Origin of the sequence: Actinospica sp. (genome assembly GCF_035552695.1) — a bacterium.
Lineage (GTDB): Bacteria > Actinomycetota > Actinomycetes > Streptomycetales > Catenulisporaceae > Actinospica.
Window position 1 is genome coordinate 1 of sequence record NZ_DASZKT010000057.1, and the last position, 14,630, is coordinate 14,630.

Sequence of the window (14,630 nt, forward strand, 5' to 3'; positions counted from 1 at the left end):
ACCGGCGAGTCGAACGCGCCGTTCAACACCCTGGCCGCGGCGAACAGCGCGGCGGGCGCGAACAGCATCATCTTCATGTACACGGGCAACGCCAACTACACCGGCGGCCTGACCATGAAGTCCGGCGAGGACCTGTTCGGCCAGCCGCACGGCCTCACGGTCAGCGGATACTCCCTGGTCATCGCGGCCGGCTCCAATCCCACGATCACCAACTCCGCCGGAAACGGGATCGACCTAGCCAGCAATGTCGACATCGAGAACGTCACCGTCTCCGGCGCGAGCGCCAACGGGATCAACGGCACCGGGGTCACCGGTACCGTGACGATCGCGAACAGCACCTTCACCACCGCCGGCGTCAACAACGCGATCATCACCGACACCAGCGGAACGCTGAACCTGACCGTCACCGCCAGCACGTTCAGCAACAGCACCGCCAGCGACACCAGCAATAACTCCAGCCACGGGCTGATCATCAATGCCGACGGCAGCACGAACGCCACCGTCAGCGTCACCGGCTCGACGTTGACGGGCAACAAGGGCGACGAGTTCCAGTTCGCGACCGACTCCGCCTCCACAGGAACCGATAGCGTCACGTTCTCGGACAACCAGGTGAGCGGCGTCGGCGTCGGCGGCGCCGGCGGCAGTGGCGCGTTGATCGAGCCGCACGGCAACAACACGACCACGATCACTATCGACGCCAACAACGTCCAGAACATCACGGCCAACGGCATCGGAGTAGACAACGAGGGCTCCGGGACACTGTCGGGCACGATCAACGGCAACACCGTCGGATCGCCCACGGTGGCCAACTCCGGCGGCGGCAACAGCATCGGCGCCTACGCCGAAGGCGCGGGGACCGAGACGCTCGCGATCACCGGCAACAAGCTCTACCAGTACGACGACTTCGCCGGGATCTACTACATCGACCGCGAGGGCAGCCCGACCTTGAACCTGACGATCACCAGCAACACGCTCGCCGACCCCGCCGGTAACGCCACCAATGGCGGCGCGTGGGGGATCTACGGCGAGGCCGGCGCCGCCACCGGGGACGCCGGCAAGGTGTGCGCCGCCATCACCGGCAACTCGCTCACCGGGTCGGGCCAGACGAGCCTGGGATCTTTTGACATCGAGCTCGACCAGAACATCGCCGGCGTCACGTACGAGCTGCCCGGGTACACCGGCGGTTCCACCGACACCACCGCGGTCGGCACCTTCGTGGCGGGCAACAACAGCGACAGTGCCGCCAACGTCCTCGCCACCGTCACCGGCGCCCCCGGATTCGTGGGCGGGCCGAGCTGCCCGGCGCCGTGAGGGATATCAGAACGGTCGGAAACCAGAGCAGGGGAGCACATGACCACACCGTTCCTGTCCGAGATCAGGATCATGGCTTTCAACTTCGCCCCCCGCGGCTGGGCACTGTGCAACGGGCAGATCCTCCCGGTCAGTCAGAACCAGGCGCTGGCCTCGCTGCTGGGAAAGACCTACGGAGGTGACGGCCAGACCACCTTCGGCCTGCCCAACCTGCAGGGCCGGACGGCTAACCACGTCGGCACCGGTTTCACGCTCGGGCAGGTCGGCGGCGAACCGGCCCACACCCTGAACGCCAACGAGACGCCGTCCCATACGCACGCGGCCTACGGCTCCTCCTCGGCCGCCGATTCGGATCTGCCCGCCCAGAACTACCTCGGCGCGGCGGACAACATCTACGCGCCGCCGGCGCACCTCACGGCGATACATCCGTCGACCGTCACCAGCGCTGGCGGCGGCCAGCCGCACAACAACATGCAGCCGTACCTGGTGCTGAACTTCTGCATCGCGCTGACCGGCATCTACCCGTCGCAGAACTAGGAGCTTCCGGTGGCCACTGCTTACATCGGAGAGATCAAGATGGGCGGGTGGAACTTCGCCCCGTATGGCTGGGCCATGTGCAATGGCCAGCTGATGTCGATTGATCAGAACCCGGCGCTGTTCCAGCTGATCGGCACCACGTACGGCGGCGACGGGATCACCAACTTCGCCCTGCCCGACCTGCGCGGGCGGCTGCCGGTGCACCAGGGCACCGGGTACGCGATGGGGCAGGCCGCGGGATCGGAGACGGTCACCCTCACCATCGGCCAGGTTCCCGCGCACCCGCACTCGTTCATGTGCTCCACCGATGGCGCCACCAAATCCGCACCCGCCCAGAACGTGCCCGCAGGCACCGGGTCGGGCAATGCCTACATCCAGGCGGCGGCGACCACCGCGATGGCCCCCGGCAGCATCCCGCCGAGCGGCGGCAGCGGGCAGCCGCATCCCAACGTCCAGCCGTATCAGTGCGTGACGTTCATCATCTCCCTGTCCGGCATTTTCCCGTCTCCGGCCTGAAAGGCGCGCCCCGGTGGCTGACCCGTTCCTCGGCGAGATCAGGATCTTCCCGTTCGGCTTCGCCCCCACGGGGTGGGCGTCCTGTAACGGGCAACTAATCCCGATCAGCCAGAACACTGCGCTGTTCGCGCTGTTCGGTACCTACTTCGGCGGCAACGGCACGACTACCTTCGGGTTGCCGAACCTGCAGGGCGCCTCTCCCATGCATCCGGGTCAGGGACCGGGGCTCAGCCCGTACGACCTCGGCGAGACGGGCGGATCGCAGACCGTGACGCTGCTTTCCTCGCAGCTTCCGCCGCACCCCCACACCCTCCAGGGAGACGCTCGCCCAGCCGACCTGAATATGCCGTCCTCGGCGACCGCACTGGCGCGCTCCTCGCCCGCCATCTACAGGGCGCAGGCCGGAGCCGCGACCCAGCAGATGGCGGCCCAGGTCATAGGCGGTTCCGGGGGCGCCAGCGGCCCGCACAACAACCTGATGCCGTACCTAACGCTGAACTTCTGCGTCGCGCTGCGGGGCATCTTCCCGGCCCGGTCGTGACCACCGTAGGGCGGCAGGCCCTGCGCCCCGCAGGTCCCGGCGACGCCGAACTGCTGTACCGGATCTACGCGAGCACACGCGACGATGAACTGGCCGTCGTGCCCTGGGACGCGGCACAGAAGGAAGCGTTCCTGCGCATGCAGTTCGACGCCCAGCACCGCTACTATCATGCGAACTTCCCGGACGCGAGCTACGACCTGATCGTCAGCGGTGACGAAGTGCTCGGCCGTCTGTACGTCGACCGTAGCGAGACCGCATGGAACGTGATCGACCTGGCCCTGCTGCCCGAGCACCGCGGGAAGGGGATCGGGACGGAACTGCTCACGCAGGTGCTCGCCGCCGCCACGGTCGCGGCCAAGCCGGTCCAGATGCACGTCGAGCGGTCCAACCCCGCGCGGCGCCTGTACGACCGGCTGGGGTTCCGCCAGATCGCCGACAAGGGCGTCTACCTGCTCCTCGAGTGGACGCCGCCGCTCAGCGAGTGAACCGTGCCGTTGACGCCCGACCCAGCCACGGCGGAATACCGGGCATTTCATAAGATTGCGCTAATGTGCAATTCAAATTTATTCCTACCTATGCGGACCTTGCCAGCCGCTACCCGTCGTGTTAGCCTAAAAATCGGGACCGCTTCCGGCACTCTATTTATTTCGAATATTATTCGCGCCTGGCTGCACCCGGGGGCACCGATGCTATTAGTATCGCTTGCTGATCTTATTAACCAGTTTTATGCCGACCGGATTAACCCGGCCACATCTTATTTCCTGCCAACCATGATTCTGGCACGGACGACGTCGCTGGAATCGCTGGCGATCGGCGATTATCAATGTCGTGCCGCTATGAGCAAGTGGCCGCTGACCTCGGAAGTTGCTTAATGTTAATTTCACCGCACCTCGGCGCTGCTCGCGCGCCCTGATCGCGCTACCTGCCTAGTCCTAATCCATAGTCAAACGCTTTCGCCGGTCGCGGCCTAAACGGGCCACCGCCGAAACGCGCGGAACGCATTGCTCTCCTCGGCATGCGACCGGTAGGTTCGGTGATTACTCGCCAAAGAAATGGGAGCCGATGTCGATGGCGCCGAGCGACGACCCGGTCCCCTCGAACGCTCCGCCCTCGACGCCCCAGATCACCTCCGTTCGCTACGACGCCGGCCTGCTCACGGTGGCCTGGACCGCGGACCCGCACCCGTCGACGACGTTCACCGTCACCGTCTACCAGGGCGGCACGCCGCCTGCGGTCACGATCGCGCAGGTCGACGTGGGTGCGAGCCAGTGCGCGTCCCTCTGGGTGCGACTGAGCGCCGATCGCGAACCCTACGTCGTGGTCAACGGGCACAGCGGCTCCTCGTCGGGCCGCGACTCGGCTCCCGTTCCCGTCGTCCTCGACACCGTGGCGGTGGCGGCCGCGGAGACCGACCCCGGCACCGGCGCGCTCGCGCTGTCGTGGGCCGGGACACCGGAGGGCGCCTTCCTGCTGCGGCTGTCCGTGAACGAAGGCTCGCCCGATCCCGAGCTGCCGGTCAGTGGCACGAGCACCGTCATCGCCACGCCGCCGCGTCCCGGCACCGTCGCCGCCGCGTCGCTGGCGCGCACGCGAGTCTTCGTCAACGACGACGAGTCCGCCCTCTCGATCGGTCCGTACGGCGCCGCGTTCGCCGTCCCCACCACGCGCCCGGACGTGCTCGGCGTCCAGGCCGACGGCAACGACCTCGCGGTCAGCTGGACGGCCGTCACCAGCGCGACCGGTTACCGCATCACCGTCCTCGACGGGGCATCGGTCGTCGCCCGCCGCGACGTCCCCGCGCCCGCGACCCGGGGCGTCCTGCCCGCGGGCCTCGACCCGGACAACGCCTACGCGGTCGTCGTGCAGGCGCTGGTGGCGACCGGCTCCGGGCCGGCATCGGCGCCGGTCGCCGTCGTCCTGCGGCCGCCAGGCATTAGCGCAACGACCTGCGACGGCACCGCGCTCTCGATAGCGGTGACGCCGCCGTTCGGCGTCATGCCCACCGCCTACGACGTCACCGTTCTCCAAGGCAGCGCACCGGTGCGGACCGTGACCGTGCCGCCGGCCGCTGCCCTGACACTCGCGCTCGACTGGCCGGTCCCGGTCGGCGCGGCGCACACGGTGGCCGTACGAGCGCGCGCGGGTCGCGCCAGCAGCCCAGCCGCGACGGCGCCCGCCGTCGTCGGGACGCCGGCCGTCGAGTCCGTCCGCTGTAGCGACGACCTGCTCGTGCGCGCGGGCCTTGGCGCGCTACCACCCACGGATCTCGGCATCGACGCCGTGCTGGTGGCCGACGGGGCTTGGGGCATCCCGCAGCGGGTCGACCCCGGCGGTTGGGCGAGCTTCCCCATCCCGTCGGGCAGCGTGGCCGTCGCCGTGCGCGGTGTGCTCGGCATCGCCACCGGGCCGTGGTCGGTGCCCGTACCCGCGCCGACGGCGCTGCCGGAAATCACCAGCGCGGTAGTCGACGGCGGCCGCGTCGCCCTGGCATGGACCGGCAAGTCGGACGGCCGCTATCGCGTGTTGGCCGCGGGGAGCGACGGCCTCGCGGTGGAGACGGTCGTCGACGGGTGCTCGGCAGCCCTCGCCATCCCGACGTCGGCCACCGTCGACGCGCGCATTTCCGAGGTCGCGGGCGTGGCCATGGGTCCGTGGGCCGACCAGACGCTCCTGACGCAAGGACCCACGCTGTTCACGGCAACCGTCACAACGGGCCGCGTGGTGACCGTCGACTGGGCTCGCCCCACGACCGGACCGGCGCTCGAGCACGTGCAGCCGGTCGTGCGGTGGGACGGCGGCGAGACGACGCTGCCGCCCAGCCCTCCGGCGCCGCCACCGCTCGTGCTCACCCTGCCCGACGACGTGCCTGGCGGCGCGTCGATCGCGTTGCGTGGCATTAGCGGCGGTGGCGGCGTGACCGGTCCGCTCGGCAACGCCGCCGCGGTGCTGACGGTCGCGCCCACCGGGCTGGCCGTGAGCTTCGACGACGCCGACCTCGACATCACGTGGGACCCGGTGCTCGACGCGCTGGTCGACCGCTACGTGGTCACGCTCGCCGTGCCGGACCACAACCCGGTGGTCGCGGTCGTCGCCGAGCCGCACGCCACCATCCCCTACCCACCGGCTGGGCTGCCGGCTGGCAGCGTCGACAGCGCGCCGACGGTGACCGTGGCGGCCATGTCCGGGGATCGGGCCCGCGGCCTGGCCTGCCAGCCGGTCGACGTCGTCGCGGACGAGCCGGCCCTCTCCAGCGCGCGGTACGACGGCGAAGCGGTCCGGCTCACCTGGGCAGCGCCGCCGACCGAGCGAGCCGCGCGCGTCGCGATCGCCACCGGTGGCGTGGTCGGGCACCAGCTGGACATCGGCGGCACCGAAGCCGTTGTCCCGCTCCGGCCGGGACCATGGACGGCGAACGTGCGGTTCACCGGCTCGAGCAGCGTCGGTCGGGCGAGCAGCGTCGCGCTCGTCACCGGCACGCCCAGCGTCCAGTCGGTCCGGTTCGCCGCCGCGACCGGCGCCTGCGAGATCTCCTGGGCCAAGGTCGACGGCGCCGCCGCCTACACGGTCACCATCGTCCAAGGCACCACGACCGTGCACGAGCAGTCGGTCGACGCGCCGGCGACGTCGTGCGTCGTACCGGCCGACACGTTCGCCGCGGCCGGTGGATACGCCGTACGCGTCACCGCGACCGCGTCGTCAGGCGGGTGCGCGGTCGAGGGCCCGCCGTCCGCGTTGACGAACGTGCCGTCGATGGCCCCGCTCGGCGTCGAGGCGGCGTACGACGGCACCGCCGTCCGGGTCACGTGGGACGCCGTCACCGCCGCCCCGGTCAGCGGTTACCGGGTGAGCACGCTCGTGGGCAACACGGCCACGGCATTGGGCGACACCGCCGGCACGGACGGCTCGTGGTCGCTCCAGGCGACGCCGTCCGGCGGTGGCACCGTGGTGGTGCAGGCGATCGCGGGTGCCGACGTGGGCGCGCCGTCGGAGCCGGTGGCGCTCTTCCCACCCGGGCTGTTCCTCGGCCGGTCCTTCCTGTTCCCTGGCAACAACCCGGCGGTGACGCCGGCCGCTATCGTGCTGTCCCTACCCAATCTGTTCACGACCGCCCCCGACCCGTCGAAGCTCGCCGGCCTCGACCCGACGCTGGGCTTCACCCTCGCCCCGGCCAGCCCACCGTTCGGTTACACGCTCACGATCCCCGCGACGAGCAAGGTATGGGACTTCGACGACCGGGTCGACGTCATCGCGGCGTGGACGGCCTTCGTGAAGAAGTTGCAGCAGCCAAGCTTCACGGTCACCGCGTACGGCATCCTCGCCATGCAGGAGGCGCTGTCGCGCGCCATGCCGCAGACGTTCGCCGAGTCGCTCTACTTCGCCTACGGCGTCCAGTTCAAGGACGGCTGCTTCGACTTGCGCCCGGGCATGGTGCTGCGCTGCGAGTACGAGGCCTATCAGGTGGTCGGCCCGTCCAGCGAGCAGGCCCAGCTCTCCGGCTTCGTCACGACGGCGGCAGCCGACTACGAGGTGGCGGCCTACCAGAGCGAAGGCCGGTGGTTGACCGGGCTCGACGCGTTCCTCGCGTCGCTGGCCACCCAGGGCGGTGTCGTCATACCCCTCCCTGTGCCGCCGCTCGGGACCGGCCGCGCGTACGGGTCGGGCGGCCTGCTCGACGCGTTCGCGCCGTCCGTTCGGGCGCCGTTCTGCCGCATCGTCTACCCGCGCACGTTCATCCCCACGAACTCGAACGGCGTGACCACGCTGCAGGGCAATGCGGTTCTCCTGGCCAGCACCAGCATCGACGCGCTCAACACCGCGACGAAGAACGTGCGGGGCAACCTGCCGCCCGGCGCCCAGGTGGCCGCCGCCTACCTGCGCGGCCGCACCGTGATCCGCCCGATGACGCGGGTGAGTCTTAACGGCACCGCCAGGCTGGTACCGGTCGGCACCACGGTCGGGCAGCTTCTCGCGTCCAGCGGGCATCGGCCTCCGGTGCTCGACCGGCCGCTGCAGGGCGTCTCGCTGCGCCGCGCGCGCGCCGCCGCCGTCACCGACGCCGACCTCACGGCGGCCGTGGGCGAGACGTGGCCGATCCGGCTCGACTGGTCGCCCGGCAACCCCGGCTGGCTCGACCTTCCGTTGCTGCACGGCGACAGCATCGACGTCGAGAACGGAGCACGGTGGTCATGAGCGCGCCGGAGCCGACCTTCACCCGCGACGGCACCACGCCCCTGTACTGGGCCGATCCCGCCGATCGCGTCACGGCCTTCCTCGCCACCGACCCGGACGCGCTGGGCGCGCAGCCCCTTCTCACCACGACGTGGTCGACCGACCCGAGGGGGATCTACGTCTTCCTCGCGACGGCTCCCGCCGACTCCGCCGCGTTCCTCCGCTCTCTCCAGGAGTGGCTCGACGCCTACCAGCCGAACCCGCGGCCGCGGTTCCTGTGGATCCTCAATGCAGACGAGGATTACCTGTCGTGGGTGGCGACCCAGCTCGCGGTCCGCCGCGACGGCGACGGGACCTATCGGCTGGACGGGGCGGACTTCCTGCTCGCCGACTACCAGCTCGCCGCCGTCGGCGGTGGCACGGTCGCCCCAGGTGCATCGACCGGCGCGGGATGGGGCTTCGAGGTCGGCGACACCGAGCTCAGCTCCGCGCTCGTCCTCTACACGCCCGCCGACATGCTGTTCGCGCGCCCGGGATCCAGCGTCCTCAGCATGGTCCCTGGTAGCGCGGGCGCCTGGCGATTCGGGCTCGACGCGCGGCACGACGAGGGGGACGGATTCGTCCGGTTGGGCGCGGGGATGCGCTTCTTCACGCCGGGCGACGGCGGTTTCGTCAACACGCTTCGCTTCGCGGTCGTCCGACAGCCCGAGGGCGCCGACCTCACGCTGCACGCCCAGATCGACCCACTCCGCCCGCTCGACGGGACGCGCACCTGGCTCGGGTTCTTCCCGTGGCCGGACGCGGCCACCGATGCGGGCGACCAGCCGACCGAGCAGCCGGCGCTGCCGTCGGGATACGTCACCGCTCTCGGGTACGAGGTGTCGCTGACGCCGCAGCCGGCCAGCCCGACACACGAGGTCCCTGCCCGGCTGGTGCTCGCCTTTTCTCCTTATTTCGTGGGTGAATCGACGAGCGGCGGCTACTACTTCGTGCCGGACGGCTCGTTCCAGGTGAGTGTCAGCCCGCCGGCCGGCGCGGCCCGAGCGGCCGGCGCCGACCCCGTCGACCGCATCGTGTGCGGCACGTCCGGCATGGAGTACCTCGGCGTGCCGGTCGGCTCGGGCTGCGCGCTGACGTTCTATCCCGACCACCACGCGTTCGCACCGCTGGGCACGGAGAGCACCGGCGCCGACTCACTGACCGGCCCGGGCACGACGTCATGGGTCAGCGTGTCGGCGCCACCGGACGTGACGGTGCGCTACTACAGCCAGCCCGAGGATGCCCCGCTGTTCAAGGCACCGGACGCGTCGGCGGCGGCCACGTTGGCCGACGACAGCATCACGCTGCTCGAGTTCTACGAGATCGCGGCCGCCGACCTGGCCGGTCCATCCGTCGACGCCGCGGCTGGCGCCATGGTGTTCCCGATGGCGCCGTTCCACGGCATGGCGGAGGGGGTGGTGGCCGAGGCCGTCGCCATCGAGCAGCGCGCGCTCGCGCCGACGAGGCGAGACGCGCTCGTGCCGCCGGCCGCCACGGAGCGGGCCGCGGACGCAAGCGCAGAGCACGTCGGCGTCACGCCGCAGGGCCTCGGCGTGGGCGTCACCGACGACGGCCTGGCATGGACGTGGCTGGGCATCGGCCACACCGGCGACGCGGCCGCCCTGCCCGACCTGCGCTTCACGTCGGTTACCGGGAAGTTCCAGCAGGCCATGCAGACCAACAACCTGTTCATGGTCATGGGCAACCCGGTGGAGTTCGCCAAGCACGGCTCGGTCGCGTACCAGCTGACCGCGCTCGCGCTCGACGTCATCGGCACACCGCCGGGCAGCAAGGGCATTCCGACCACCGTGCTCGACGCCGTACGGGCCCACATGACGGGCACGCGCTACGAGACGCGCGACGCGTTCCGGGCCGCTCTCCAAGCGGCGAGTCCGGGCATCACCGACGAGCAGTCCGCGGTGTTCGAGCGGTTCGCCAGCCAGCTCACCCCCGTCATCGGCGGGTTCCCGTTCCGGCTGGCGCCGGGCAGCTCGGCCGGGGGCTACCTGCTGTTCAAGTTCGCGCTCGGCCGAACCGTCGACGAGCTGGTCGGCGACGTCTCGACGTGGTCGTGGCCCGAAGCGGCGGCGCCGGATGGACCGGCGAAGGCGCAGAAGGACATCCGGGACGTCATCACGGCCGCGAAGGAGGCCGTCGCCCGATCCGACTCGTCGCCGTACGCCAATTTCGTCGAGATGGTCACCCGCCCCAACTGGACCGGCGTTCTCGCGCTGTCGGTCGACGTGCCCCTCGAGCAGTTGCCGACCGAGCTCCAGGTGCTCTCCGCCGGCATCAACCCCGAGCAGTTCCGAGCTCACCACTTCGGCATGTCGGTGACGCCGTACCGCCTCGACAAGGGCGCGATCCGCTTCCAGCGCACCTCGATGTTCGGCCTCATCGACTACCAGAATCCCGAGGACCAGTACTTCAGCGAGAACATCCCGTTCGCGTTCCGCGTGCTGCAGCTCACCGTCGGCGTCCGGAACTCCGTGGTGACGACCTTCGCCAGCCGGGTCCAGCTGCTCATCAACCGGCTCTTCGGCGCGCCAGCAAGGCTGTTCCCCACCACCCACGGCAACAACATCATGCTCGACGGCGCGCACCAGCAGCAGCAGATGCCGGACGGCTCCATCCACGACACCTATGTGTTCTCGATGTCCGGACAGAACACGTTCCAGCTGGACGGGCTGGTGCTGCAGAGCGTCGAGCTGCTGTCGACGCAGCTCGTCACCGCTAAGGCGGCCGACCCCGTCAAGGGCGACCCGACCGTCCAAGCGAACTTTCAACTGGCCGGCAACCTTCGCTTCTACGAGCCGCCGGACTTCGACCCGTTCTGCTGGGGCGCGACCGCGGCCGGCGAAGCCGACGGCTACCTGCGCTTCGGCAACCTCGGCATCGCGATGTCGTTCAGCCTGGGCGACCCGACGAACCCCACCTTCCGGCTGCTCGACGGCAACCTGTCCTTCGACACGGCCAACAGCAAGGCGCGCGCCGACGCCCTCGTCTCGAAGTTCCCGATCCGCCTGGCCGGGCTGGTCGCCACCCCCGACCCGGTGCTGTCGCCGGGCGCTCCGCCCCAGTCGCCCGCCGACCTCGGCTACACGTCGGTCACCGCGCCGCTCGACCAGGCCAAGCTCTCCCAGCCGTGGTACGGCCTCGACTACACGATCGAGCTGGGAACGCTCGGCGCGCTGTCGGGCAACAAGGCCATCGCCATCGGCCTGCTCGTGGCCTGGAGCCCGGGTGTCACCGGCACCGAACCGTCCGTCTACGTGGGAGTCAAGCTGCCCGGCGCCAAGGACGTGATCGGCGTCAGCCTGCCGCTGCAAGGCGTGGTGAAGCTCGGCTTCAAAGGCATCGAGATGCAGGTCGACAACGACGTGGCGAAGGGGCGCACGTACACCCTCGTCATGCGCGACTTCGCGCTGCGCCTGCTGGGGTTGGCGTTTCCCCCCGGCTACAACGACGTGATCCTCTTCGGCATCCCCAACCAGACGGGCGACCCGAAGATCGGCTGGTACATGGCGTACGCGTCCGACTCGGACAAGAAGAGCGCGACGCCCGTTCCGACGCAGCAACTGGTGCAACAGGTGCGCGCCACGCGCCGCCCAGCAGGAGAGGACTGAGCCGATGCCGAGCCTCACTCGCGTGATGATCCTGTACTGCGGTCAGGGAATGACGACGCTGGTCGAGATCTACGACGACGGCGTGGTCAAGGACTCGGCCGACTACCTGGCGCTCATCGACTGTGGTGGCACGAGCGACGGCGGCCAGCTCGCCGTCGACTACGTGGCGAAGAAGATCCTCGACAAGAAGGATGCCGTCCTCAACCTGCTTGTCATCTCGCACCAGGACGCCGACCACGTCCAGCTTCTAAGCAAGCTGGAGGACAAGCTGTCGGGCACCAAGGCCACCCTCGCGCAGGCGGTCCTCGGCGGCTCCAACTGGAGCAACACCAACATTGGCACGGTGGAGTCGTTCGTCGAGCTCATGGAGATGGACACCGACGAACTGGAATTCGATGCGCCGAAACGCAGCGACTACAAGAAGGCCACGAAGCGCAGCGAGCTGAAGTACATCGACAAGCACGGCGACACCTACTTCCGCGTGCTCATCTCGGGCCTCGCCATCACTGGTACCGGCCGGACGGCCGACATCGTGCGCAACGCGTCGTCGGCCATGGTGGTCGTCGAGAACGGCTCGTACTCGGTTTTCCTGCCGGGCGACGCGACGCACCAGACGATGGACGCGGCCACCGACGTCATCGACGCCAAGCGGAACCTGATACCGCGCGTGGTCGGCCTCGAGATCCCTCACCACGGCGCGCTGCGCACCGCGGTCGAGGACTACTACGCCAGAGGCGAGCCCGACGACTTCAACTGGCGACGGATCAAGGGATTCGCGGAGGCCCTCTCCGCCGACTGGGTCGTCGCCAGCGCCGGACCGAAGAACTCTCACCGCCATCCGGTCAGGGAAGTGCTCAACGTCTTCGACGACTGGCTCATCACGATCGACAAGCACGGCTACAACGCGTACGTCTTCGACCGGAACGGCGGAACCACCAGCAAGGGCTGGACCAACTACGAGACGACGAACGCCAAGAGCTGCACGATCCAGGAGTACAACCTCGACACCGGCGTCTACCAGTACGGCGACATCGAGATCAGGCTCACCAAACCAGGGATCCTGGCGCCGAAGGAGATGGTCCGGTTCATCCCACGCGCCCGGTCCGGCGCCCTCGGGCTCGAGGAAGACCTCGTGGTCTTCGCGCCCGCTCCTCCCCAGCCCGCACCGGCGACGTGAGGGCCGCGCCGTGTCGCTGACCGACATCTACCGCGCGCTGCAGGCCGCCGCCACCAGCGGGCAGCTGAGCGGCAACGACCCCGACGGGCTGGCCGACCTGCTACGCAACCTCGGCGCGGCGACGCTGCCGGTGACCGGCGGCCAGGCGGCGCTCGGGCCGGACAGCGCGTGGGTGACCGGCACTACGACGTACCTCAACTCCTCGTGGTCGATGCTCCTCACCGGTCGCGATGTCGGCGGCACCCGTGCGTCGCTGAGCATCGAGCTGACGCTGGGCGCGCAGGCGACGCCGTGGACGCTCGGCCAGGCGTTTACCGCCCTGCCACCGAGCCGGCGCGTGGCACCGAACAGCGGCGCCGGGCTGCGGCGCGGCCCGAGCGTGCTGAGCGGGCTCATCTTGCTGCAGCCGTCGATCACGGCGACCAACGAGCCGACCGGGGCACCCGCCCACCCGCGCCTCGCCGGCTCGCTGCCGCTTGAGGGCGACGGCCGGGTGCCGGGCAGCGACGTGCTCAAGCAGTACGCGCCGTTCCTCGGCGCGACGTTGTTCGTGGACGGCGAGGTCGACTTCACGGACTCCCGTCCCCCCGTGCTCGACCTGCCGGCGGTCGCGCCGAGCGCCTCCTTGCAGTTCGGCCGGCTCGAGGTGACCGAAGTCGGCATCCGTCTGGCCACCGACTATCCCGATCCGTACATCCTGCCGGAGCGAGGCGCTCCGCTCTCCGCCGCGCTGCTGTACGCCAAGGTCCGCCTGCCGAGCAATCCGCCGCGCCTGGTCGACATCAGCGGGCCGCTGCTGTTCGGCGACGAGCTCTGGCCACTCGCGATCCAGTTCGATGACCCGCTGGACCTCGAGGGCGGAATCCAGGCCCTGCTCGCCATCGCGGGCGTCGACGACTCCGGTGATTTCACCCTGCCGCCCGGCCTCGCGCCGCTCTCCGAGTTCGGCTTGTCGGACCTGGGCTTCGGCATCGTGCCGCCGTCCGACGGTGTCCTGCCGTCACTCGACTACACGTCGCTGGGCATTGCCTCCCGCCATCCGTGGGACCCGCCCATACCCTTCATCGTCATCGAGAAGGTGGGAGTCCGCTGGCTCTTCACGTTCACCGGCGGCCAGCCGATCATCGTCGGCAGCATCTACGGCACGATGGCCTTCGGCGTCAAGCGCGCGGCGTCGCTCGGCGCGCAGGCGCCGGTCGCCGTGCGGCAGGCTCGTGGCGAGCTCGTCGGAATCGAGACCGATCCGGACGCGGACAAAATCGTCGTGACCGTCCGCCTCGACCTCTCGGAGCTCTCGTTCACGGCCTACACCGAAGAGCCGTTCGACCTCCCGATCGGCAAGGCGTTCGAGGCCTTCTTCGGCAGCGACGCGCCCGATGTCGGCAACCTCACCGTCCAGGCCCTCAACAGCACAGCCTCGCTGCCGCGCAAGGAGTTCGCGGCCGGGCTCACGCTCTCCGGCGACTGGAGCATCGCACCCTCCGACGTCGTCTCGTTCCGCCTGGTCGAGCTCGAGCTCCAGGTCTACGTCTCGCAGAGCGCCGTGACCGGCAACATCCAGGGCACCGCCGAAATCGCGGTACCGGACCAGCGACCGATCGAGCTGACCGCCAGCGCGGAGTACCCCGGCGGCGGGGCCTGGATCTTCGAGGCTGCGCTGCCCGGCACCCTCGACCTGGTCCGCCTCGTCACCGGCCTCATCGGGTCGCCGCCA

The 14,630-nt window shown here is 69.7% G+C and carries 10 protein-coding genes; all 10 read left to right on the plus strand.

The window, feature by feature from the left end:
• Window positions 1-1,311 (plus strand): beta strand repeat-containing protein (locus tag VG296_RS08605; protein WP_325564895.1); only part of this gene is annotated, 1,311 nt, incomplete at its 5' end.
• A 39-nt stretch (window positions 1,312-1,350) separates the two neighbouring features.
• The gene (locus tag VG296_RS08610; RefSeq protein WP_325564897.1) at window positions 1,351-1,848 is read left to right on the plus strand and encodes a phage tail protein; all 498 of its coding nucleotides are present in this window, start codon (window positions 1,351-1,353) and stop codon (window positions 1,846-1,848) included.
• Between the two features lie 9 nt (window positions 1,849-1,857).
• Window positions 1,858-2,364, plus strand: coding sequence for a phage tail protein (locus VG296_RS08615; protein WP_325564899.1), 507 nt, complete (start codon window positions 1,858-1,860; stop codon window positions 2,362-2,364).
• A 13-nt stretch (window positions 2,365-2,377) separates the two neighbouring features.
• On the plus strand, window positions 2,378-2,905 hold the full coding sequence (locus VG296_RS08620; protein ID WP_325564900.1) for a phage tail protein: 528 nt from the start codon (window positions 2,378-2,380) through the stop codon (window positions 2,903-2,905).
• The gene (locus tag VG296_RS08625) at window positions 2,902-3,390 is read left to right on the plus strand and encodes a GNAT family N-acetyltransferase (protein WP_325564902.1); all 489 of its coding nucleotides are present in this window, start codon (window positions 2,902-2,904) and stop codon (window positions 3,388-3,390) included. Before VG296_RS08620 ends, VG296_RS08625 begins: the two co-directional genes overlap by 4 nt.
• A 90-nt stretch (window positions 3,391-3,480) precedes the next feature.
• Entirely contained in the window at window positions 3,481-3,777 is a 297-nt protein-coding gene (locus tag VG296_RS08630; RefSeq protein ID WP_325564904.1) for a hypothetical protein, read from the plus strand.
• Between the two features lie 190 nt (window positions 3,778-3,967).
• Window positions 3,968-8,095, plus strand: a complete 4,128-nt coding sequence (locus VG296_RS08635; protein ID WP_325564906.1) for a fibronectin type III domain-containing protein — start codon at window positions 3,968-3,970, stop codon at window positions 8,093-8,095.
• Window positions 8,092-11,739 carry a hypothetical protein gene (locus tag VG296_RS08640; protein WP_325564908.1) on the plus strand — a complete coding sequence of 1,216 codons (3,648 nt, stop codon included), beginning with the start codon at window positions 8,092-8,094 and terminating at the stop codon, window positions 11,737-11,739. Before VG296_RS08635 ends, VG296_RS08640 begins: the two co-directional genes overlap by 4 nt.
• A 4-nt stretch (window positions 11,740-11,743) precedes the next feature.
• Window positions 11,744-12,916 carry a hypothetical protein gene (locus VG296_RS08645; RefSeq protein ID WP_325564910.1) on the plus strand — a complete coding sequence of 391 codons (1,173 nt, stop codon included), beginning with the start codon at window positions 11,744-11,746 and terminating at the stop codon, window positions 12,914-12,916.
• 10 nt (window positions 12,917-12,926) lie between these two features.
• On the plus strand, window positions 12,927-14,630 hold a 1,704-nt coding region (locus VG296_RS08650; RefSeq protein WP_325564912.1), incomplete at its 3' end, for a hypothetical protein.